Genomic DNA, 21,746 nt, shown 5'->3' on the forward strand with positions numbered 1-21,746 from the left:
CATGAACGTCGATTCCGTAGAGGTGCTCGATGGCGAACTCAAGCTCACCATTACCGGCACCGATGTTCCGATGAACGACATGGATAAACTGGCCGGTGGCGGCGAGGGCACCACCGGCAACGGCGGGTCTAACAATGGCGCGCCGCAGCAGGACGCGCAGGAGAAAGCCGCCTAAATCGCAGCGGCGGGAAATTCGAGGACCGGAAGCTTGGCAGCGGCCAACGCCGGTCCTTTTTTCATGCCTTCTTCACCGGCACCGGATTCCTCGTTGTCCACGGCGGCAGAACTGCGCACAATGAGGCGCTGATAACCGGCTTGCTGTGCAGCCGTAATCGCGGCAGCGGCGGCATTGGCCGCATCTGCGCCCACAGCCTCCGGCACGAGGAGGCCCAAGCGGGCCGGATCCGGGCAGGCCTCGCGGATGGCGATGAGTTCAGAGAGCACGGCATTGGCATCCGCCACGGTCTCATCGAGGCTGACCCACACCTCGCTGGCGCCGGATTGGATGGCCAAGCGCGCCTCAGAGGCCTTGATGAGCGTGTGGTGGCGGCCGGTGGGATAGCCGGCGACGGAGATGATATCGGCCGCGCCGGCCCCCGCGGCAGTGGAAACGTGGTGTGGGGAGACCACGACGGTGTTATCGGCGGCGCGGTCCTTGACCGTCGCGGCCGGGGCAGCAAGCAGGTTAAGCATTAGTAGCTGTAATCGCCGTTGATGATGGCCTTGAGCTGCGGGCGCACATCAAACCAGTACACGCCGGTAATGACCGTGCCGATCCAGGACAGGAATGGCATGCCGGTGGCCATCGCTACCGCCGAGCCCGCCAGCAGGCCAACCCACACCCACTTGCCCTGACGGTCGCCGGCGCGGAAGGCGTCCTCGCGCGTGGCGGCGGCAAGCACCGCACCGACGATGGCGGTCAGGGTGAGGATTCGGAAGATGTAGCCGTCTAGATTCCAGGCAAGTTCATAAAGGAAATACATGCAGATTAATTCTGTGGGTCGTCGGTGTCGATTACTTCGCCATCGATAATATTATCGCCCTGCGAAGGAGCCGAATTCTGGCCGGGGCGCGGCGCATTCTTCTTCTCCGCGCGGCGGGCCTGGGCGGAATTATAGGCGTCCATGACGCCCCCACGGGTCTCTTGGTAGGCGGTAGTGAACTTGCCCTTGGCGTCAGCAAAAGACGCGGACTCGCGGGTGCCATCGGCAGCCTTCTTCACAGTGGCCCCGAACTCCTTCGCGGTAGCAGTGGCCTTATCCACCAAGCCATCCTTGCCAGTGTTGCCATAGGGGCTCTCAGCCTGCGCGCCATGAGCGTGCTGGGTGCGTTCTTCTTGCAGGCGTCCGCCGAAGTCCTTGGCTACCTCAAAAGCAGCGCTGCCGGCATCTTTCAGGGAATCGAAAATCTTCTTATTATCGCTCATTGCTCATTTCTCCTTTTGTCTATGCACCAAAGATAAGGTGGTTGATCGCGAATATCACCAATCCTGCCAGGGAACCGACGATAGTGCCGTTCAAACGAATAAATTGCAGGTCCTTGCCCACCATGAGCTCGATATTCTGGGAGGCTTCCTCCGCATCCCAGCGCTTGATGGTCTCCGGGATAATCGCGATAATTTCCGGGGCGAATTTCTCCACCGCGTAGCGCGCGGCCTTGTCCACGAGCGCATTGGCCTGGGCCAGGAATTCGGAGTCCTCGAGCAGGCGGTGCGCCAGCTCCTTTACCTTGGCCGTAATCTTCTGGCGTAGGAAGGACTCTGGGTCATTGAGCTGGTCAATGAGCGTGGTGGATACCGTGCGCCACATGGCCGCCGGTGCCTGCTGGGCTTGGTCGGAGGCGAGCATTTCTTGCTTGATGCCCTCGATGCGCCCTCGCATGTCCGCATCCCACTGCAGGTCCGAGGCTAGTTTGGACAGGTTGCGGCGAATGGCTAGGCGGGCCTCGTGGTTGCCATTGCGGCGCACCTCATCAGCAAATTCCACGAGCTCGGTATAGACCTTCTCCCCCACCATCTCGCGGGCAAAGCGCGGCGCCCAGCCGGGCATGCGCTCATCGATCGCGGTGACCACGGTGGACTCCATGCTTAAAATCTTGCCGTGTGCCCAGTCAATCAGGTCATCCTCCAACGGACGGGCCTTGCCATCTGCAATATAGCCCTCCAGCAACCTGCCGAGCGGCGGGCCCCACTCTGGCTCGGCCAGGCGGTCCATGACTTGGGTGCGGATGAAATGCTCTGCTTCTTCGGGGTCCAAATCTGCGACTACGCTGGCGGCACGCTGACCAATCCACGCGGAGACCTCCTCCGCCTTGCCGGGCTCCACGCCCTGGCGCGCCAGCCATAGCGGCAGCTCCGCCTCCCGCACCTTGGTGCTGAGCGCATCTGCGGTAAGGAAGTTCTCCTCCACGAAGTCACTTAAGGCATCGCCCACGCGGTCCTTATTATTTGGAATCAGCGCCGTATGCGGGATGGGCAGTCCCATCGGCCGGCGAAATAGCGCGGTCACCGCAAACCAGTCCGCCAGGCCACCCACCATGCCAGCTTCGGCCGCTGCACGCACGTAGCCCACCCATACCGGAGCCCCGCTTTCCGACGCCTGCCACCACGAACACCCCAAAAAGATCACCGCGGCACCAATCAGGAACGACAGCGCAATCGCCTTCCACCGGCGCAGGTCCGCACGCCGAGCCTCCTGATTGCCAGCCTGCGGCACCGGAGCAGCACCCGACGATGCCGATGCCGTAGCCGTTTCTAGGCCTTCGTCCGCGCGGTGCGTCATGAGTTCTCCTTGGGATTGTGAAGATGTATTCAGGCTTCGGCCATTAAGACTAGTGCGTACTTAAAAGCACTCGACCTCTGCCTTCAGTAATTAAGTTTATGGACAACAAAGAATCTGAACTGAAGGGGCCCGGTTTTCTGTTAGATGAAGATAAACACCCACCAGCACAAATACTTACTTCGTTTGTCTAAGCAGGCGGTCTTAATGGGGTTGACCAGGTCGCTTCCGAGGCTAAGGATAAGCTCTTCGATGCTGCCGAGGGTATGAAGGATAAGGCCAACAAGGTTATCGGCGGCCTGAAGGACGACTAATCCTCGGCCTCCTCGTCTCTGTCTCTGCACATCGCTGCGCTGACACTCTGCTGGCGCAGCGAATTTATTGATCAAGACTACGTTCGCATCACGAAACGCGGTGACGTGTCCGAGCAGCAGAAGGCTATCCCCCTCGAAAGCGATTGTTGGATAGAGCCCAACCGTAGTGTCATAACCACATCCCCAATTCCAACTTTCCCGGAAGCAGCGTCAGAGGCTTTTAATGCCCAGAAGTACGCAAAGTAAAAATCCGCCCAGGTTCACCCAGAGACACGCATTATCATGTCGATTTGCCCCTTGCTTTCATCTTCTCTAGGGAAACCAGCAGCTAAAACCACAAAATCAGAACATATGCTTTAGCATATGTTCTGATTTATGGCGGGCTCGGCGAGTGCGCTGATTTACCCTCACCTTGCGTTGTTTACACGTTTTCAATGCTCATTATAAAGAAGGGTTCAAACGGAATTCGTGTAGGCGCAATCAAGGGCTATAAAATATCGCATTCCTTGCATCCAAACCTGTACATCCAGAGAATTGCCTTGGATTGGCGGTAACAGGTACCAGATATGCGTTCGTAAAATTCGCGCGCGTTAATGTCGCTCCACGAAGGTCTGACTCGCTAAGAATTGCGTTCGTAAAATCTGCGTCGGTGAAATCTGCCGATTTCAAGTTAGCCCATGCCACCATGGAGCCGCGAAACGAGCATCCTTTGCATATGCTTCCTTCGAGATTGATATCCGTCAGGTCATAGTTGGACATATCTTTCCCGGAAATGTCTTTACCAGCGAGTCCCGTGACCCACGTTTGGGGCATTGCTCTATACATCTTTTACGTGGTCCGATCTGTTTCGATTGTGGAACTGGCCTATGGCCAACAATATAAATGCGTTTAAAAATACGTTTACTAGAGACAACAAATCGATGTAACCATGACCTAACCCTAGAAATCCTGATAGACCTAGGACAAACGCTAGACAGGTGCTTAAAGAGGCTGCAATAAAAACCCATTTAGCGGTGGTTGTTCTGTACCTGTATAACGCGCACCAAATAATTAGGGTGATTCCAATTAAAACAAGAACTTTGCTATTTTCCATGTCTACTCACGGTGAAAAGCGAAACTGTATTTCTTGTCTCTAGCATCGAGTTGCATACGGGGGTGCTGTTGCAAAGTTGGGTGGAGAACCGCGAACACTCCTTTCTTCGTCGCCTGGCCAGCATTATGGCCCAGCCTGCTTAGATATTCTGGAAGATGTTGTTGAGGTATTTCACCTGCCGGTGTTCCACTGTTGGCGGGCAGATTCCCTCTGACTTCAACTCGGCGATTGCCCTGGCTAGTGAGGGTGCTTTATCGGTGTTGATCACTCTGGGATACCCGGCTGACGCATTGGATCTGAGGGCCTTGGCCAGGAAACGCTTCGCTGCAGCCACGTTCCGCTTCGGAGAGAGGTAAAAGTCCAGGGTCTGACCACCGGCGGTGATCGCCCGATAGAGATAGCACCACCTGCCACCGACCCGGATATAGGTCTCATCCACCCGCCAGGAACTGGCCTGCCAATCAGGTACCTGCCGGTACCACCGTGTTTGCTTGTCCAGCTCAGGGGCGTATTTCTGGACCCAGCGGTAGATCGTGGTGTGATCGACCGGCACGCCCCGCTCGGTCATCATTTCCTCCAGATCGCGGTAGCTCACCCCGTAGCGGCAGTACCACCGCACTGCCCACAGAATGATGTCACGGGGGAAATGACGACCGGAGAAGATACCCATGGCTGTGATTATTTCACGTCGCTCTTCCTACTGCCCCAACTTTGCAACAGCACCCACTGATCCGCCTTCGTTCAACTACGAACGCGGGGAGCACCTCTCGATCGCGATCTGGGGGGGCGTTGAAGCAACGGTAAGGAGGGAGGCGTCGGCAAGCGCAGCTTAAAGCAACGCTATGTTGGCGACTTCTTGGGCCTTTGGCGGAGGATATGCAACAACCCCCGCCTCCCTGCATGGCGTGCATGCTGTGGGGAGCGGGGGCTGTTGGTGCTTGGCTTAAGAGCGAATACTAGTTGGCGCGGCCGGTTTCCTTGCGGTACTTGCGGTAGTAGCGACGGCCGTAGTGGACGGTGCCGAATGCGGCGATAGCCACAGCCACCAGAGCGATAATGCCGATGATGATGGTCAGGGAGTAGTTGCCCTCACCGGCAGTGCCGATGGGGTTGTCCCACACGCCAAGGCCCCAGATGAGGATGCCGGCGGCTGGGAGGCAAGACAGGATCAGACCCATGCCCACCCAGGTGGAGGTGCGCAGAAGGGAAGAGTGAGGAGCACCGAAGGATACTGGATCGTAGCCCTCAATGTAGGTGTCCTGAATCTTGCCGGAGAACTCCGGGTAGGTCTCGCTGGCGTAGTCAGCGACTGCGTGGGTGTTATCGCTCATAGCGGAGTCTTTCTGTCTTTCTCTCGTTCCTAGTATTCCTACGGAATAACCTTAGCTTAGTCGTCCTTGCCACGGAAAGCAGCACGTGCACGTTCGCGGGTAACCGCAGAAACTGCGGTCAGCGGAACGCCGGCCGGACAAACATCAGCGCACTCACCGTAGAGGGAGCAGTGGCCGAAGTTGGCCTCCAGGTCGTCGACCATGTTGCGGGCACGGCGGCCACGCTCTTCCTTGCCCAGCGGCATGAGGGAGAGGTGCACCAGCTTTGCGCCGGTAAACAGGTGAGCCGCACCGTTCGGGCAGGCAGCGACGCAGGCACCGCAGCCGATGCAGGCAGCGTGGTCCAGCGAGTACTCGGAGGTCTCATGGTTGATGTGCATGGTATCCGCATCCGGGGCGGTGCCAGCATCCATGGAAACGTAGCCACCCTGCTCCATCACGTGATCCAGTGCCGCACGGTCCACGATCATGTCCTTAATGACCGGGTAGGCAGCGGAACGGAAGGGCTCCAGCTTGATGGTCTGGCCATCAGTGAAGTTGAACAGGCGCTGCTGGCAGGCCGGGGTGTTTTGACCAGGGCCGTGTGGACGGCCGTTGACGGTCAGACCACAGGTACCACAGATGCCCTCACGGCAGTCAGAGGCGAAGGCGAAGGGCTCTTCGCCGCGCTCAATGTAGCCCTCGTTGACGTGGTCCAGCAGCTCCAGGATGGACATCTGCTCAGAGGCGTCATCCACCTGGACGGTCTCGAAGTGGCCTTCTTGGGTCGGTCCGGCTTGACGCCAGATCTCAAGTGTCAGTTTCATTACTTGTAGTTCCTTGTCATCAGCGGGATCGAATCAAAGTACAGCGGCTCGGCGTGGCGGATAAACTCGTTCTTATTTGCGCCCGGCTCCCATGCGGAAACAAAGCACCAGTTCTCATCATCGCGTTCTGCCTCGCCGTCCTCGGTGAGGTGGTCCTCGCGGAAGTGAGCACCACAGGACTCGTCGCGGTCCAGGGCGTCAACACACATGAGCTCACCCAAGTCCAGGTAGTCGGCAACGCGCAGGCCGTACTCCAGCACCTGGTTCATGTCGTTGGACTCACCCGGAATGCGGACGTTAGCCCAGAAGTCCTCGCGCAGCTCGCGGATCTTGGTGATCGCGGTCTTGAGGTCCTCGACGTTACGGGAGACGCCGCAGCCGTGGTAGAGGATATCGCCCAGCTGGCGGTGGTAGTAGGACGGACCGTGCGGGTTCTCACCGCGCACGCCCATGAGGCGGTCGATGCGCTCCTGGGACTGCGCCAGGGTTGCCTGTGCCTCTGGGGAATCCTCGGCCAGCTTCTCCTCGTTGAGGTGGTCGGCCAAGTAGTTCGGGATGGTAAACGGCAGGGTGAACCAGCCATCGACGGAAGCCGAAAGCAGGGAGTTAGCACCCAGGCGGTTAGCACCGTGGTAGGTCCAGGAGCACTCACCGGCGGCAAAGAGGCCGTCGATAGAGGTCATCTCGTTGAAGTCGGTCCACAGGCCACCCATGGTGAAGTGGCAGGTCGGGGCGATGCGCATCGGGGTCTCATAAGCAGACTCGCCGATGGCTTCTTCGTACATCTCGATGAGGTTGGAGTAGCGCTCGCGGATCTTGTCCTTGCCCAGGCGCTCGATGGCGTCGCGGAAGTCCAGGTACACCGAGTTATGCAGCGGGCCAACGCCCAGGCCGGCGTTGATCTGCTGGGAGATGGCACGGGAAGCAACGTCGCGCGGAACCAGGTTGCCGAATGCCGGGTAGCGGCGCTCCAAGAAGTAGTCGCGCTCTTCTTCCGGAATGGTATTCGGGTCGCGGTCGTCGCCCTCCTTCTTCGGGGACCAAATGCGGCCGTCGTTACGCAGGGACTCCGACATCAGGATGGTCTTGGACTGCCAATCGGAGTTGACCGGCAGGCCCGTCGGGTGGAACTGCACGAAGGCCGGGGAAGCCAGGTAGGCACCGCTGTCGTACGCACGCATCATGGCGCTGGCATTGGAGTTCTTTGCCAGGGTGGACATGTGGTAGACGTTGCCGTAGCCGCCGGTACCCAGCACGACTGCGTGGCCGGTGAAGGCCTTGAGCTCACCGGTAATCAGGTTGCGGGTAACTATGCCGCCGGCACGCTTCTTACCGTTGTCGTTGTAGACGATGATGTCCTGCAGGTCGTTGTGAGCGAAGAGCTCCACGTTGCCCAGGCCGATCTGGCGGTACAGCGCCGAGGTGGTGGACAGCTGCAGCTGCTGACCTGTTTGGCCACGGGTGTAGTAGGTACGGGAGACCTGCACACCACCGAAGGAACGGGTAGCCAGGGTGCCGCCGTACTCGCGAGCGAATGGGGCGCCGATGGCGTTCATGTGGTCAATAACGCGAACGGACTCGTTTGCCAGGCGCCAGCAGTCGGACTCACGGCAGCGGTAGTCGCCGCCCTTCACGGTGTCCTTGGTGTGGCGGTAGGCGGAGTCATTGTCCACCTTCTTGGCACGGGAAGCGTTGACACCACCCTGCGCGGCGATGGAGTGCGCGCGGCGCGGGGAATCGTGGTAGGTAAATACCTTTACCTTGTAGCCCAGCTCGCCCAGTGCGGCCGCAGCGGCGCCGGCGGAGAGGCCGGTGCCAACTACGAGGACCTCAAACTTGCGGCGGTTCAGCGGGGAGACCAGCTGCATGTGGTCCTTTTGGTGGGACCACATATCCTTCATCGGCACGCCGTGCGGCTCGTGGGATTCCAGGATGTTGCCGGCAGATACGCCCGGAACGATGGACTGTGGGTGCGAGAACTTAGGGTGCTCGCGCTTGAGTTCAGTATTAGTCATGGGTTTCTAACTCCTTTAGCTGACCAAGCCCAGGGCAACGGACAAAGGCATAACGATGTTGCCGATGCAGACAACGGCCGGGATGACGTACGCCAGGATCAGGAAGGTCTGACGCCACTTCGCACCGGTGATACCCAGGTCAGAAGCGGCAAGGCGAATGCCGTGGGTGAGGTGCAGGAACAGGAAGCACATGGCAATCACGTACACGATGGTGACCGGCCAGCGGCTGAAGGTTGCAATCATGTTGGCCTTCACCGCGCCCTCTGCAAAGTCACCTGGGGCGATGGGCTGTACGCCCATGGTCAGGTCCAGCAGGTGGAAGATGATGAACAGCAGCAGCACCAGGCCGGAGACCAGCATGGTCTTGGTGGCGAAGGAATCCAGGCCACCCATGAGGTTGCTGCGGCTGAACTTGCCGCGGGATGCCTTGGAGCGGGTGGTCAAGGCAATCGCGCCGTAGATGTGGGCGATGATGGCAACCAGCAGGACGGCGCGAATGATCCACAATGCGCCCTCATGCGGGAACAACGGCTCGCCCATAGAGCGCAGGAATGCGCCGTATTCATCCAGCGCCTCTTCGCCGCCGTGCGCCGGCAAGTACAGCTTCAGGTTGCCGGCCATGTGGCCAACAACGAAGAGGGCGAAAAGCAGGCCAGTGACGGCCATGATGAGCTTCAGAACCCAGGAGGGCACTCCCGGCTTCTGGCGGATTGGTTCGTTAGTGATGTGGCCGTGAGCTACTGCCTCACGGTCCGGATTTCTTAAAGTCATGACACCTCCATTGTCGTCCTCACTTTAACTGGGCTTAACCGCTGGTTACCAGTCAATTCCGGCGGCGTTTCACCTAACGGTACGGTGGTACGGTTAAAGTCAGAATTCTTTTAGGTAAGGGTTGCCTTATAAGCCTGAACGCAAAACGTCACTACCTTGGCTGCTCGCAATTCCGCAATATTGACGTTGCGTAAATTGTTTCCCACATGTGAACTTGGTCACCTAGTGTTACAGGAGTGATCCTCCCACCCCTTTATGTGTCAAACTTTCGCATGAAACCCACATGTAGCCCACAGGCGGGTGAACATTCTTCACAAGATCTTTGCGATTAAGGTGCACACCCGCAGGCCAGCCAGTAACCTTGCCGGCATGAGTAAGACGTATGTGGGATCTCGCCTTCGCCAGCTTCGCCGTGAGCGCGATCTCAGTCAGGCCTCCCTTGCTGCGACGCTGGGGCTCTCCGCCAGCTACGTCAATCAGATCGAGCACGACGTTCGGCCACTTACCGTTCCGGTCCTCCTTCGCATCACCGAGGTCTTCGGAGTTGACGCCACCTTCTTCTCCCGCGACGATGACTCGCGCCTCCTCGCGGAGATCCAGGACGTCATCCAGGACAAGGAGCTCTGCCCCTCCCCTGTCGAGCTGCAGGAGCTCTCCGAGCTGGTCTATAACCACCCCACCGTGGCTCGCACGCTGGTGGATGTCCACCGCCGCTACCGCAATGTGCGCGATAAGCTCTCGCTGGCCACCGATGCCCGCCGCACCACCGAGGCCACCCAGGCCCTATCCATGCCGCACGACGAGGTGCGTGACTTCTTCTACGCTCGTCAAAACTACTTGGACAACCTGGACCACCATGCAGAGCAGCTTGCCGACGCCCTCTCGGTCACCCACTTCGGCATTCGCGACACCGAACATGCCCTGGCCCAGCGCCTGCGCGATCGCCACAACGTAGATATCCGCATCACTTCCCAGATGGATGGCACGCTACACAGTTTTGACCGCGAGACCGGCGAGTTCCGGCTCGCGTCGCGCCTGAGCGAAGGCCAGCGCGCCTTCCGCATGGCCGCGGAGCTGAGCTTCCTCGAGGCCGGGGAGGACATCGCCGCCTTAGTGGAGGAGGAGCCGTTTACCTCAGATGCTTCGCGCAACCTCGCACAGCGCGGCTTGGCCAGCTACTTCGCCGCCGCCACCGTGATGCCCTATGCACTGATGCATTCCGAAGCCGAGCGTTCCGGCTACGACGTGGAATACCTCTGCCAGGTCTTCGGCGTGGGCTATGAATCCGTGGCCTCCCGCCTGTCCACCCTGCAGCGCGATAACCTCCGCGGCATTCCTTTTACTTTTGTCCGCGTCGACCGCGCAGGAAATATGTCCAAGCGCCAATCCGCCACCGGCGTGCACTTTTCCAATAACGGCGGCACCTGCCCGCTGTGGAATGTCTACGAGACCTTCGCCCAGCCCGGCATTATCTCCCGCCAGCTGGCCCAAATGCCCGATGGCCGCAACTACCTGTGGATTTCACGCGCCGTCCAGCACCACCAAGGGCGTTTTGGCGATACCGATAAGCTCTTCGCCATCGGACTAGGCTGCGAAGCCCGGCACGCCGACCGCACCGTCTACGCCGAGGGGCTCGATCTCAGCGATCTTTCCTCGGCCACCCCCATCGGCTCCGGCTGCCGCACGTGCCCGCGCGAGAACTGCGCGCAGCGCGCCTTTCCACCCATCAACGAGGTCATCAACGTCGATGCCCACCGCTCCGCCGTGGCACCGTACTAACGCGCTGCCACCCAGGTGGAATGCACATAAAAAAGCGGCACCGCGGTCCGCCTCCCTCCGACGAGGGGGGCGAACGGTGCGGTGCCGCTGGCGTCGCGCTCAAAGGCGACGTCGGCAAACAGCCCTGCTTAGAGGTTAATCATGTGGCCGCCGATACCCTCGGCTGCTTCCTTCATGGCCTCAGAGAGGGTCGGGTGGGTGTGAACGTTGCGTCCGATTTCCTCAGCGGTGAGGTCGAAGCGCTGCGCCAGGGTCAGCTCCGGCAGCAGCTCGGATACGTTGGAGCCCACCATGTGGCCGCCGATGAGCTCGCCGTACTCGCCGTCCGCGATGAGCTTGACAAAGCCCGCGGTCTCATTGAGGCCGGCAGCCTTGCCGTTAGCGGAGAACGGGAAGGTAGCGACCTTGATATCGCGGTCCGCGAACTTCTCCTTTGCGGCCTCTTCGGTGTAGCCGAAGGAAGCGACCTGCGGGTTGCAGAAGGTAGCGCGCGGCATGTTCATGTAGTCACCCAGAAGCTGGGTCTCCACGCCGGCGATGGTCTCTGCGGCGACAACGCCCTGTGCCTCAGCAACGTGGGCCAGCTGCAGCTTCGCGGTGACGTCACCGATGGCGTAGATGTGGTCGACGTTGGTGCGCATGGTGTCATCGATGGCAATAGCGCCGCGCTCGGTGAGCTCAACGCCGGTGTTCTCCAGGCCGAAGCCCTCGGTGCGTGGGGCGAAGCCGATGGAGATCATGGCGCGGTCCACGGTCAGGGTGTCCTGCTTGGAGCCGTCCTTGGACTCCACCTCAACGGTGACATTATCGCCGTTGTCCTTCACGGAGGTGGTCTTGTAGCCGGTCAGCAGCTTAACGCCGAGCTTCTTGTATTCCTTGGCAATGGCCTTGGAGACGTCCTTGTCCTCGTTCGGCAGGACGCGGTCCATGAACTCCACGATGGTGACGTCCACGCCGTAGTTGGACAGAACATAAGCAAATTCCATGCCGATGGCGCCGGCGCCGACGATAACCATGGACTTCGGGGCCTCATCGTTGAGGATCTGCTCCTCGTAGGACACGATGTTGCCACCGAGCTCTACGCCCGGCAGGGACTTGACCACGGAGCCGGTAGCGATGATGCAGTCATCGAAGGTGACGGTCTTACCCTTGTCATCACCATCGGTGATTTCGATGGTCTTATCGTCCTTGAAGGAGCCAAGGCCGTTGATCTCGGTGATCTTGTTCTTCTTCATCAGGTAATGGACACCCTTGACGATGCCCGCGGAAACCTTGCGGGAACGCTTGTGGGCAACACCGAAGTCGAAGGAGACATCACCGGAGATGCCGAAGTCCTTGGCCTCGTGGTTGAAGGTGTGGGCAACCTCAGCGTTCTTCAGCAGCGCCTTGGAAGGGATGCAGCCTACGTTGAGGCAGACACCGCCCCAGTACTGCTTCTCGATTACGGCAACTTTCTTACCAAGCTGAGCTGCACGGATGGCGGCCACGTAGCCGCCAGGGCCCGCGCCGAGTACTACTACGTCATAATGTTCATTAGTCACGCCCTTTAGGATACGTAACTTTCCCCTCCATGTCGCGCATTGGGTCACACTCTTGTGCCCGAGTACCCCACGCTTCGGGGGTAAAACACGCAAAGGCCCTGCACGGTGGCGTCGGCAAGCGCGCGACGCCCCCACGCAGGGCTATGGAATCGGTGTTTTAGAACAGGCCGAGAGCCAGTGCAGCGGTGGAGGACATGGAAGAACCGGTATGCAGGAACTGGCCCAGAACTTCGTTGATGGACACGAGGATGGAATCGAAAACGTTCATTATGCTTCTTTCTGTGTTTTTACTTGCCTAGAGCGAGGGATGGGTCCGCGGTTGGGGACCGCATTATTCACACGTTTAGTACTAGCGGAGATTGTAGCGCCACCGTTACATACGCGCCGCGTTCAGAATTATGGCACACAAACCACATGCGTCACAGGTTTTGCTACATTAAAAGGGCTATTAAGGCATAGAGTCTTGCTAACATTCCCGCTTTGCGGAACGATACCTACTGAGAAGATTCTCTTAATTCGAGGAAGCTAAAAATATGCATACTTTGCGCTCTATCGGCTCCAGCGTCGCAGGCATCGCCATCGCGGCAGGAGTCCTCTCCGCCCCTCTCGCCTCCGCCGTCGAGCCGGCCGAGATCCAGGGTGACGCCACCCCGTCCACCATCCGCGAGGTTAACCTCACCGAATCGGCAGATCCGGAAAACATCAACTACGCCATCACCACCGAAGGCGAAAACCGCGTGGTGGATATTGCCAAGCTGAAAGATAAGGACAAGTGGAAAGGCTATGCCTTCGGCCACAAGAGTGGCCAGGACAAGCACTACGGCAACCACGTTAAGGCCCTGACCGCCACCTCCGCCGCGATGGGCGGCCGCGAGGTTCCGCTGGCGGTCATCACCCCGGACGGCAACTTTGATAAGAAGCGCCCCACCCTGTACCTGCTCAACGGCGCCGGCGGCGCCGAGCAGGGCATGGACTGGCTGACCGCCACTGCTAACCACGACATCGACCCTGAGGCCGAGGGCGTACAGGACATGGTGGATTTCTACACCTCCAAGGACGTCAACGTGGTCATCCCGCAGGCCGGCGCCTTCTCCTACTACACCGACTGGGTATCTTCCCCGAATAGCGGCTACCTCAAGGGCCCGCAGAAGTGGGAAACCTTCCTCACCAAGGAACTGCCGGGCGCATTGGAAGACCACATCGGCGGCAATGGCAAGCGCGCGATTGCCGGCATGTCCATGTCCGCGACCTCCTCCCTGCTGCTGGCGGAGCACAACCCGGGCTTCTACAACGCCGTGGGCTCCTTCTCTGGCTGTGCTGCCACCTCTCGCCCACTGCCACGCCTATACACCCAGCTGACCGTCAACCGCGGCGGTGGCTCGGCCGACCAGATGTGGGGCGCTATGGGCAGCGAGTACAACGTGTACAACGATGCCTTGGTGAACGCTAACCCGAATAACCTGGGCCAGTCCGAGACCTATGTTTCGGTCAACTCCGGCCTGGGCGGCGCCAATGACTGGGGCGCTAAGGGCTCGTCCACCCTCATCGTTGAGGGCGGCGTCATCGAGGCCGCGATGAACTCCTGCACCCACGATCTTAAGGCCAAGATGGATTCCCAGGGTATGAAGGCGGACTGGAATTTCCGCAATACCGGCACCCACTCCTGGCCGGGCTGGCGCAATGATCTCTTCACCTCCTGGGCCACCTTCGAGCGCGGCTTTGCCAAGGATGCTGCAGAGACACCGGCCGAGCCAGAGGTAAAGCCCAATGAGCTTTCCATCGAGGCACCGCAGGCCGAGGAAGATGCGCAGGTTAAGGACGCCCCGAGCGCCGCTGACCAGTCCCCAGACAAGGACTTTGTCGAGGGCAAGGACGCAGAGGGCTCAGAGGCCGCTGGAGCCGCAGAGGCTGGCGGCGTCGCGGAATAAGTAGCGCAGAAGTATAATCAGCGAGTTCATAACTATAGGAAAGAAGCACTATGAAGCGTCTTAGCTCCATCCTTGCCGCCACCGCCGTGTGTGCAGGCTTGGCTTGCGCCCCAATGGCGGGGGCCGCACAGCTCACCCCGCAACAGGTAGCGGGCAACGCCGCCCAGTCCACCCTGGCTCCGCTGGAGGTCACCCCAGAGCTGGAGCAGCTGACCTGGTACCAGAAGTACAAGGACGATCCGCGCGTCGAAAAGCTGCAGGCCACCTCCCCTGCCATGAACGGCCGCAAGATTCCGCTGGCTGTCATTCGCGCGACGGACGAGAACCGCCCCACCATCTACCTGCTCAATGGTGCAGGCGGCGCGGAGCAGGACATGGACTGGCTGAAGCTTTCCGACGCCGTCGATTTCTACCACTCCAAGAACGTCAACGTGGTCGTCCCACAGGCCGGTGCTTTCTCCTACTACACCGACTGGGTCTCCGAACCGAACTCCAAGTACCTCAAGGGCCCACAGAAGTGGGAAACCTTCCTTAGCAAGGAACTGCCGGGCGCCATCGAGGGCCACATCAAGGCCGATAACCACCGTGCCATCGCGGGCATGTCCATGTCCGCAACCTCTTCCCTGCTGCTGGCGGAGCACAACCAGGGCTTCTACGACGCCGTGGGTTCCTACGCCGGCTGCGCGGCTACCGCTTACCCGGTAGAGCACAAGGCCGTTGAGCTCACCGTCAACCGCGGTGGTGCGACCGCGGAGCAAATGTGGGGCCCGTTCGGCTCCCCCACCAACCGCTACAACGACGCGATGATGAACCATGAGAAGCTGCGCGGCACGGAGCTGTACATCTCTTCCGGTTCTGGGTTGGCCGGAGAAACCGATACGTATTCTTACTATACGAATCAGGGAGCTAACCCTGCTGCCGCTGCTGTGGGCTCCGCTCAGCTGCAGGTCGAAGGTGGTGCCATCGAGGCCGGCGTGAACTACTGCACCCACAACTTCAAGGCCAAGCTGGACCAGGCTGGCATCCCGGCAACCTATAACTTCCGCAATACCGGCACCCACTCCTGGCCGCACTGGATTGCGGACCTCAAGGATTCTTGGCCGGTCTTCGAGCGCGCTTTCAATAAATAAGCTCGTTTCTTTCCGCGGCTAAAAGGGCGGTAGGCTTGCAGCATTATGAAGTTGCTTCCTACCGCCCTTTCGCGTGCCCACACTGATCCTTATACCGGCGTGGATTTTAACCTCGGTTTTGAGGTTTCCCACTACACGCTGGATCTGACCTACCGCGTGGAGCCCAACCTGCTCCACGGCGAGGCTACTTTGGCCATCCGGGCCGATGAAGATTTGGCGTCCCTGACCCTGGATCTGGGCGGGGCGATGGTGGCTCGGCGCGTGACCGCAAAGGGTGCGCCGCGGGTGGCTAAGTTCCGCCAGTCCTCCGGGAAGCTGCGCCTGCGCTTTGCTGAGGAGATTGCGGCCGGCACGGAGTTTGAGCTGGTGATTCGCTATGGCGGCAGCCCGCGGCCGATCCGCACCACCTGGGGCGAGATTGGCTGGGAAGAAACCGAGTCCGGTTCGCTGGTGGCCAGCCAGCCCAATGGTGCGCCAAGCTGGTTCCCCTGCGACGATACGCCTTCTGCCAAGGCACTCTATGACATCATCATTACGGCCGATGATCCCTTCATCGTGGTATCTAATGGTGACCTTGTCTCCCGCCGGGCGGGCGGTTCCACCACGCGCTGGCACTACCGCACCCGCGAGCCCATGGCCACCTATCTGGCGACGGTGCAGGTAGGAGAGTTCTCTACTTTTGATTTGGGCCCTTCCACGCGTGCTTGGGCGCCGGCCGCGCTGCGCGAGCGCGTGCTGAATGAGTTTGCCCAGCAGCAGGAAATGGTGGACTTCTTCTCTTCCCTCTACGGCCCGTATCCCTTTGCGGATTATCAGGTGGTCATCACGGAAGATGAGCTGGAGATTCCACTGGAGGCGCAGGGCCTGTCCATCTTTGGCTCCAACCACATCAAGGGCGATCATGCCTTTGAGCGCCTCATCGCTCATGAGCTTTCCCACCAGTGGTTTGGCAATTCCGTGGGCCTGGGCGAGTGGAAGGATATCTGGCTCAACGAGGGTTTTGCCTGTTACAGCGAGTGGCTATGGGGCGAGCACAAGGGCGAGACCACCGCGCGTGAGGCGGCGCGTTCCCACTACAACGTCCTGGGGCGCAAGGCGCAGAATCTCACCGTTTCTGATCCGGGTGCGCGCGATATGTTCGATGACCGCGTATATAAGCGCGGGGCCTTGACCGTGCACGCCATTCACCGCTTGCTTGGCGACGCCTTCTTTACCACCCTCCGCAGCTACCTCACCGAGCACCAACACTCGGTAGTAGAGCCTTCCATGCTGCTGGATGCCTTCCGCGCCGCCGCTCCTGACGCCGCGCTTTTCGACGCCACCGTAGACGCCTGGCTTAACCAGAAGGCCCTTCCTCCCTTCCCGAGTTAGTGGTTTTGGCCCCGTTTTGTGGGGTTTTGACTGCGTTTGTTTGGGGAATGTCTACTCTATTGACCAATCCCTTCTTTCCTGTTGACGGGGTGTTTTATCTGGGTAAAATAGAACATGTAAACGAATAGGAAGGGAGGGATCATGCACACCACCAAGCACGCGGAGATAGACTCCGCCATCGCGCAGATTGCCACTGGGCTCACTCAGCTGCGCGGCCTCATGCAGGATCCCTCCGACCTCTCTTTCGAACTGCTGCATCCACATTTCGAACACTTGGAGCGGGCGCTAGGAAATAAGTCCACCATCGATGCCGCCTTCGCTTTCATCGCGGAGCGGGATGACGCCGGCCGCCGCGTTGGTTCTTCCAAGGCTAAGGACTACCTGACCACGCGCCTAGGCCTTACCGATGCCGAGGCCGCCGCCCGCCTCCGCAATGGACGCAACCTCTTCGCACCCATCCCCGATCCAGAGCCGGCTCCCCCTGCGGACCCCGATGCCGACGAAGCCGCACGCGCCCAAGCCGAAGAAGAAGCTCGCCGCCGCGCTGACCGCGAGCGCCGCGAGGAAGAGAAGCGCCGCAAGAAGCTCTTCGAGGAAGAGCCTATTCCCGAGCGCATCCTCAACCTCATCGAGAATGAGCTACGTAGCCTCAGCAAGTACGCCATCCCCGGCCCAAGCGAACTGCGCAACCAGGCCCTCGAACAGGCCAAGCGCCGCTCCTTCGATTCCCTGCGCGAGTGGCTACGCAAGGCCATCCGCAAAGCGAATAAGCACGCCCTTAATCCTGCCGGCGAACCCGACCCACACGCCGCTACCCGCAAACGCCGCTTTAGCATCTCCCGCCAAGACGCTGACGGCGGCGTGCACATCTCCGGCTACCTCGATGCCTCCGCAGCTGCCATCCTCGCCAGCGCCTTCGCGCCCGCAAAGAATAAGGGCAGCGCGGACCTCAGCCCCGAGGACGATATCCGCACCTATACCCAACGCATGGCGGACCAATTGACCGCTGCGCTATCGAGCTATCTTTCCGCCACCCAAAAGAACTCCGACGGTCTCGGCTCCTTCTTCGTCGCCACCACCCTGGAGGAGCTGGAAGCGATGGGCGGAGATACCCGTTTCGCCACCAGCACCGGCATCGAGCTCACCCCGCTCGACCTTCTCCGCCTCGGCGGCGCGCGGCACGATTTCTTCTGTGCCGTGGACGACAAGGGCTTCCCCCTCGAGCTTGGCCGCACCAAGCGCACCGCTTCTCTGTGGCAGAAGCTCGCTCTCGCAGCCTCCGAACTCGTCTGCACGCACCCAGAATGTAACCGCCCGTGGCAAGACTGCGACGTCCACCATCTCCAAGCCTGGTCTCACGGTGGCGCCACCGACCTCAAAAACCTCACTCTGTTGTGCCGCCGGCACCACGTGGACAATAACGATTACCGCGATGGCCGCAACGGAATGGGACACGCCGAACGAGACCCCAACACCGGCCGGGTAGGATACCGAGCTGCCCACACCAACGGCTTATCGCCCACCGTGGAGGTCAACGACCACCCCGCCGCGGAACAAGCCCCGGCCCGCAGGCTCACTGATCCGCCTTCGCCACCGCCCTCACCCCCGGGCGCGGCCTGACCGGGGCCCGCGGCCTGCCACAGCCGCGCGCCCGACTGCCCTACACTGGATAACCATGCAAACGATGCTCGTCACTGGCGGCGCCGGTTTTATCGGCGCCAATTTCGTGCGCCTAATATGCCAGGCGCGCCCCGATACCCGCGTTACGGTGCTCGATAAACTCACCTACGCCGGAAACCGCGCCAACCTCGCCGGCCTCGATATTGACCTCGTGGAGGGGGATATCGCCGATCCCGCCACCGTAGAACCGCTCGTCGCCACTGCCGATGTAGTGGTTCATTTTGCCGCCGAGTCCCATAACGACAATTCTTTGCGCGACCCCTCACCCTTCATCCACACGAACCTCGTAGGCACATTCACCCTTTTGGAGGCCTGCCGCAAGCACGATACCCGCCTCCACCATGTCTCTACCGACGAAGTTTTCGGCGACCTCGAGATAGGAGCAGCGACCAAATTTACCGAGCACACCGCCTACGCTCCCTCCAGCCCCTACTCGGCCACCAAGGCGGGGTCTGACCACCTCGTGCGGGCATGGGTGCGTTCCTTCGGACTGCGCGCCACCATCTCAAACTGCTCCAATAATTACGGGCCTTACCAGCACATCGAGAAGTTCATCCCCCGCCAAATCACCAATATCCTCTCCGGACACACCCCCAAGCTCTACGGCACCGGCGAGCAGGTACGCGATTGGATCCACGTCGATGACCACAACGAAGCGGTGCTCGCCATCCTCGAGCGGGGCCGCATCGGCGAGACCTACAATATCGGCGCGGACCAGGAAGATATTAATAATAAGCAGGTCATTGAGCTGATCTGCGAAATCATGGGCCATACCCGCAATGGGCGCGCACTTTATGAGCACGTGGCGGACCGCCCCGGCCACGACCAGCGTTATGCCATGGACGCCGCCAAGCTGCGTCGCGAGCTGGGATGGACCCCGCGGTTCACGGATATCCGCACCGGTCTCGAAGACACCATCGCGTGGTACCGCGAGAACGAAGGCTGGTGGAAGCCCGAGAAAGAAAACGTGGAAGCCCGCTACAAGCAGCAAGGACAGTAGATATGCGTATTACCGAAACCGCCATCCCGGGGCTGCTCATCATCGACCTCGACGTGCACGGCGATAACCGCGGCTGGTTCAAGGAGAATTGGCAACGCGAAAAATTCACCGAGCTCGCGCCCGAGCTCGCGAGCTTCCAGCCGGTGCAGAACAATATCTCTTTCAACCACGCCGGTGTTACGCGCGGACTGCACGCTGAGCCGTGGGACAAGCTCGTCTCGGTGGCGCAGGGCAAGATTTTCGGCGCATGGTGCGACTTGCGCGAGGGGTCGGATAGCTTTGGCGAGGTCGTCACCCACGAGGTAGGGCCGGAGACTGCGGTGTTTGTCCCGCGGGGCGTCGCCAATGGCTTTCAGGCGTTGGAGGAAACCTCCTACTGCTACCTGGTGAATGAGCACTGGTCGGCCGAAGCTCGCTACGCCGCGGTGAACCTCAACATCGTGGACTGGCCGCTGGAGCCCACCGAGATTTCAGAGAAGGACAAGCAGCACCCCGCTCTTAAAGACGTGAGCCCGATGCCCGCCCGGCGCATCCTCGTCACCGGGGCGAACGGGCAGTTGGGGCGGGCGCTCAAGCGCCTGCTTGCCGACGCCGATTTTTGTACCCACGCCGACTTCGACATCACCGACCCACCAGAACGGAATTGGAAGCAGTACTCCGCCATCATCAATTGCGCGGCGTATAACGACGTCAACGGCGCCGAAAGCGACCGCGCCGCCGCCTGGGCCGTCAATGCGGAAGCGCCCGCACGGCTGGCGCGCATCGCCGCGGAGAACCAACTCACGCTGGTGCATGTGTCGAGCGACTACATCTTCGACGGCACCAACGAGGTCCACACTGAGGAGGAACTGCCGTCGCCGCTGAGTGCGTATGGGGCGTCGAAAGCCGCGGGCGATACCGCCGCGCAGACCGCGCCGCAGCACTACGTCATCCGTACTTCCTGGGTCTTTGGCGATGGCGAGAATTTCATGTCCACCATGCGCCGGCTGGCCACTAAGGGCGTGGAGCCGAAGGTCATCCATGACCAGCGCGGGCGACCCACGTTTGCCGAGGACCTAGCCAAGGGCATCGTGCACCTGCTTAACTCTGGCGCGGACTACGGCGTGTATAACCTCTCCAACTCGGGCGATACCGTGGGCCGCGATGAGATTGCCATGGCCGTGTTCATCGGGCTCGGCCACGACCCGGCCGAGGTCACTCCGGTTAGCACCGAGCAGTACCGCGAGATCGCGGGCCCCGAGGCGCCGCGCCCCAAGGAGTCGACGCTTGCGCTAGATAAAATCGAGGCTACGGGCTTCAAGCCGCAGAACTGGCGCGCGGCCCTTGCCCTGTACTTGGCGCTGTACCCGGAGGATTAAATGAAAGGCATCATCCTGGCCGGCGGGTCCGGCACGCGGCTCTACCCGATTACCAAGGGCATCTCGAAGCAGCTCATGCCCATTTATGACAAGCCGATGATTTATTACCCGCTAACCACGCTCATTCAAGCGGGTATTCGGGAGATCCTCATCATTACCACCCCAGAGGATGCGGGGGCCTTCCAGCGGCTCTTTGGCGATGGATCGCAGCTTGGGCTGATGATCGATTACGCGGTCCAACCGCGGCCGGAGGGGCTCGCGCAGGCCTTCTTGATTGGCGAGGAGTTTATTGGAGACGACAGCGTCGCGCTGGTGCTCGGCGATAATATCTTCCACGGCTTCGGCGGCGAGCTCGCCCACTGCCAAGATCCGGAAGGCGGCATCATCTTCGCCTACGAGGTCTCGGATCCGCAGCGCTACGGTGTCGTGGAATTCGACACCGCAGGCCGTGCGCTCAGCATCGAGGAAAAGCCGGAAGTGCCGCGGTCGAACCACGCGGTGGTGGGCTTGTACTTCTACGACAACTCGGTGGTGGAGATAGCCAGGGGCATCAAGCCCAGCGGCCGCGGCGAACTGGAAATCACGGCCGTAAACGAAGAGTACCTGCGCCGCGGCGAGCTGAATGTGCAGCGCCTGCACCGCGGCAGCGTGTGGCTCGATACGGGAACGGTGGACTCGATGAGCGAGGCCTCCGCCTACGTCGAGGTGATGCAAAAACGCACCGGCATCGTTATTGGCTCACCAGAAGTGGCCGCTTTCGAAGCCGGCTTCATCGACCGCGCCCAGCTAGAAAAACTCGCCGAGCCGTTGCTTAAGTCCGGCTACGGCGAGTACCTGCGGGCGTACTAGAGG

The 21,746-nt window shown here is 60.4% G+C and carries 18 protein-coding genes and 1 pseudogene; 8 read left to right on the forward strand and 11 right to left on the reverse strand.

Annotation, left to right across the window (positions count from 1 at the left end; translation table 11 throughout):
* Nucleotides 1–171 precede the first annotated feature (171 nt).
* The 10 genes and pseudogenes from MHK09_RS08030 to MHK09_RS08070 form a co-directional block, all read right to left on the reverse strand.
* A complete protein-coding gene (locus MHK09_RS08030; RefSeq protein WP_250413187.1) occupies nucleotides 172–693 on the reverse strand; it encodes a beta/alpha barrel domain-containing protein in 522 nt (173 codons plus the stop codon).
* Nucleotides 693–983: a DUF2516 family protein gene (locus MHK09_RS08035; RefSeq protein ID WP_150851018.1), complete on the reverse strand. Its 291-nt coding sequence runs from the start codon at nucleotides 981–983 to the stop codon at nucleotides 693–695. The genes MHK09_RS08030 and MHK09_RS08035 overlap by 1 nt, the downstream gene beginning before the upstream one ends.
* A gap of 5 nt (nucleotides 984–988) precedes the next feature.
* On the reverse strand, nucleotides 989–1,426 hold the full coding sequence (locus MHK09_RS08040; protein WP_150851019.1) for a CGLAU_01105 family protein: 438 nt from the start codon (nucleotides 1,424–1,426) through the stop codon (nucleotides 989–991).
* Nucleotides 1,427–1,445: 19 nt separating this feature from the next.
* Nucleotides 1,446–2,780 (reverse strand): DUF445 domain-containing protein, encoded by a 1,335-nt coding sequence (locus tag MHK09_RS08045; protein WP_250413188.1) that lies wholly within the window; start codon nucleotides 2,778–2,780, stop codon nucleotides 1,446–1,448.
* Nucleotides 2,781–3,571: 791 nt separating this feature from the next.
* Nucleotides 3,572–3,916 (reverse strand): pentapeptide repeat-containing protein, encoded by a 345-nt coding sequence (locus tag MHK09_RS11800; protein WP_366511715.1) that lies wholly within the window; start codon nucleotides 3,914–3,916, stop codon nucleotides 3,572–3,574.
* A gap of 416 nt (nucleotides 3,917–4,332) precedes the next feature.
* A pseudogene (locus MHK09_RS08050) lies at nucleotides 4,333–4,854 on the reverse strand (IS6 family transposase); the annotation flags it as partial.
* 286 nt (nucleotides 4,855–5,140) lie between these two features.
* Nucleotides 5,141–5,515 carry a hypothetical protein gene (locus tag MHK09_RS08055; protein WP_005323072.1) on the reverse strand — a complete coding sequence of 125 codons (375 nt, stop codon included), beginning with the start codon at nucleotides 5,513–5,515 and terminating at the stop codon, nucleotides 5,141–5,143.
* 56 nt (nucleotides 5,516–5,571) lie between these two features.
* Nucleotides 5,572–6,321 carry a succinate dehydrogenase/fumarate reductase iron-sulfur subunit gene (locus MHK09_RS08060; RefSeq protein ID WP_005327185.1) on the reverse strand — a complete coding sequence of 250 codons (750 nt, stop codon included), beginning with the start codon at nucleotides 6,319–6,321 and terminating at the stop codon, nucleotides 5,572–5,574.
* The gene (locus MHK09_RS08065; protein WP_005323075.1) at nucleotides 6,321–8,336 is read right to left on the reverse strand and encodes a fumarate reductase/succinate dehydrogenase flavoprotein subunit; all 2,016 of its coding nucleotides are present in this window, start codon (nucleotides 8,334–8,336) and stop codon (nucleotides 6,321–6,323) included. The genes MHK09_RS08060 and MHK09_RS08065 overlap by 1 nt, the downstream gene beginning before the upstream one ends.
* A 15-nt stretch (nucleotides 8,337–8,351) precedes the next feature.
* The gene (locus MHK09_RS08070; protein ID WP_250413189.1) at nucleotides 8,352–9,107 is read right to left on the reverse strand and encodes a succinate dehydrogenase cytochrome b subunit; all 756 of its coding nucleotides are present in this window, start codon (nucleotides 9,105–9,107) and stop codon (nucleotides 8,352–8,354) included.
* A gap of 369 nt (nucleotides 9,108–9,476) precedes the next feature.
* Here MHK09_RS08070 and ramB point away from each other — a divergent pair, with 369 nt between their 5' ends.
* On the forward strand, nucleotides 9,477–10,886 hold the full coding sequence (gene ramB, locus MHK09_RS08075) for an acetate metabolism transcriptional regulator RamB (protein ID WP_250413190.1): 1,410 nt from the start codon (nucleotides 9,477–9,479) through the stop codon (nucleotides 10,884–10,886).
* Between the two features lie 128 nt (nucleotides 10,887–11,014).
* On the opposite strand, the gene lpdA is transcribed toward ramB, so the two are convergent.
* Nucleotides 11,015–12,427: a dihydrolipoyl dehydrogenase gene (lpdA, locus tag MHK09_RS08080; RefSeq protein ID WP_005327177.1), complete on the reverse strand. Its 1,413-nt coding sequence runs from the start codon at nucleotides 12,425–12,427 to the stop codon at nucleotides 11,015–11,017.
* A gap of 533 nt (nucleotides 12,428–12,960) precedes the next feature.
* Between lpdA and MHK09_RS08085 the strand changes: the two genes are divergently transcribed.
* The 7 genes from MHK09_RS08085 to rfbA all read left to right on the forward strand — a co-directional run bounded on the left by MHK09_RS08085 (nucleotide 12,961) and on the right by rfbA (nucleotide 21,743).
* A complete protein-coding gene (locus MHK09_RS08085; RefSeq protein WP_250413191.1) occupies nucleotides 12,961–14,355 on the forward strand; it encodes an alpha/beta hydrolase in 1,395 nt (464 codons plus the stop codon).
* 50 nt (nucleotides 14,356–14,405) lie between these two features.
* Nucleotides 14,406–15,485 carry an alpha/beta hydrolase gene (locus tag MHK09_RS08090; protein WP_250413192.1) on the forward strand — a complete coding sequence of 360 codons (1,080 nt, stop codon included), beginning with the start codon at nucleotides 14,406–14,408 and terminating at the stop codon, nucleotides 15,483–15,485.
* A 45-nt stretch (nucleotides 15,486–15,530) separates the two neighbouring features.
* Nucleotides 15,531–16,856 (forward strand): M1 family metallopeptidase, encoded by a 1,326-nt coding sequence (locus MHK09_RS08095; RefSeq protein ID WP_250413193.1) that lies wholly within the window; start codon nucleotides 15,531–15,533, stop codon nucleotides 16,854–16,856.
* A 141-nt stretch (nucleotides 16,857–16,997) separates the two neighbouring features.
* Complete coding sequence (locus tag MHK09_RS08100; protein ID WP_250413194.1) at nucleotides 16,998–18,476, forward strand: HNH endonuclease signature motif containing protein; 1,479 nt, start codon at nucleotides 16,998–17,000, stop codon at nucleotides 18,474–18,476.
* Nucleotides 18,477–18,540: 64 nt separating this feature from the next.
* On the forward strand, nucleotides 18,541–19,536 hold the full coding sequence (gene rfbB / locus MHK09_RS08105; protein ID WP_250413225.1) for a dTDP-glucose 4,6-dehydratase: 996 nt from the start codon (nucleotides 18,541–18,543) through the stop codon (nucleotides 19,534–19,536).
* Between the two features lie 2 nt (nucleotides 19,537–19,538).
* Nucleotides 19,539–20,894, forward strand: a complete 1,356-nt coding sequence (gene rfbD, locus MHK09_RS08110; RefSeq protein WP_250413195.1) for a dTDP-4-dehydrorhamnose reductase — start codon at nucleotides 19,539–19,541, stop codon at nucleotides 20,892–20,894.
* Nucleotides 20,895–21,743, forward strand: a complete 849-nt coding sequence (gene rfbA, locus MHK09_RS08115; RefSeq protein ID WP_250413196.1) for a glucose-1-phosphate thymidylyltransferase RfbA — start codon at nucleotides 20,895–20,897, stop codon at nucleotides 21,741–21,743.
* Nucleotides 21,744–21,746 lie beyond the last annotated feature (3 nt).

The sequence above is a fragment of the Corynebacterium tuberculostearicum genome, assembly GCF_022347235.1.
Lineage (GTDB): Bacteria > Actinomycetota > Actinomycetes > Mycobacteriales > Mycobacteriaceae > Corynebacterium > Corynebacterium tuberculostearicum_F.

What these genes read in the sequence shown, in the direction of transcription:
- MHK09_RS08030 (WP_250413187.1), bottom strand. Translation starts at nt 693, where the DNA reads ATGCTTAACCTGCTTGCTGCCCCGGCCGCGACGGTCAAGGACCGCGCC.
- MHK09_RS08035 (WP_150851018.1), bottom strand. Translation starts at nt 983, where the DNA reads ATGTATTTCCTTTATGAACTTGCCTGGAATCTAGACGGCTACATCTTC.
- MHK09_RS08040 (WP_150851019.1), bottom strand. Translation starts at nt 1,426, where the DNA reads ATGAGCGATAATAAGAAGATTTTCGATTCCCTGAAAGATGCCGGCAGC.
- MHK09_RS08045 (WP_250413188.1), bottom strand. Translation starts at nt 2,780, where the DNA reads ATGACGCACCGCGCGGACGAAGGCCTAGAAACGGCTACGGCATCGGCA.
- MHK09_RS11800 (WP_366511715.1), bottom strand. Translation starts at nt 3,916, where the DNA reads ATGTATAGAGCAATGCCCCAAACGTGGGTCACGGGACTCGCTGGTAAA.
- MHK09_RS08055 (WP_005323072.1), bottom strand. Translation starts at nt 5,515, where the DNA reads ATGAGCGATAACACCCACGCAGTCGCTGACTACGCCAGCGAGACCTAC.
- MHK09_RS08060 (WP_005327185.1), bottom strand. Translation starts at nt 6,321, where the DNA reads ATGAAACTGACACTTGAGATCTGGCGTCAAGCCGGACCGACCCAAGAA.
- MHK09_RS08065 (WP_005323075.1), bottom strand. Translation starts at nt 8,336, where the DNA reads ATGACTAATACTGAACTCAAGCGCGAGCACCCTAAGTTCTCGCACCCA.
- MHK09_RS08070 (WP_250413189.1), bottom strand. Translation starts at nt 9,107, where the DNA reads ATGACTTTAAGAAATCCGGACCGTGAGGCAGTAGCTCACGGCCACATC.
- ramB (WP_250413190.1), top strand. Translation starts at nt 9,477, where the DNA reads ATGAGTAAGACGTATGTGGGATCTCGCCTTCGCCAGCTTCGCCGTGAG.
- MHK09_RS08085 (WP_250413191.1), top strand. Translation starts at nt 12,961, where the DNA reads ATGCATACTTTGCGCTCTATCGGCTCCAGCGTCGCAGGCATCGCCATC.
- MHK09_RS08090 (WP_250413192.1), top strand. Translation starts at nt 14,406, where the DNA reads ATGAAGCGTCTTAGCTCCATCCTTGCCGCCACCGCCGTGTGTGCAGGC.
- MHK09_RS08095 (WP_250413193.1), top strand. Translation starts at nt 15,531, where the DNA reads ATGAAGTTGCTTCCTACCGCCCTTTCGCGTGCCCACACTGATCCTTAT.
- MHK09_RS08100 (WP_250413194.1), top strand. Translation starts at nt 16,998, where the DNA reads ATGCACACCACCAAGCACGCGGAGATAGACTCCGCCATCGCGCAGATT.
- rfbB (WP_250413225.1), top strand. Translation starts at nt 18,541, where the DNA reads ATGCTCGTCACTGGCGGCGCCGGTTTTATCGGCGCCAATTTCGTGCGC.
- rfbD (WP_250413195.1), top strand. Translation starts at nt 19,539, where the DNA reads ATGCGTATTACCGAAACCGCCATCCCGGGGCTGCTCATCATCGACCTC.
- rfbA (WP_250413196.1), top strand. Translation starts at nt 20,895, where the DNA reads ATGAAAGGCATCATCCTGGCCGGCGGGTCCGGCACGCGGCTCTACCCG.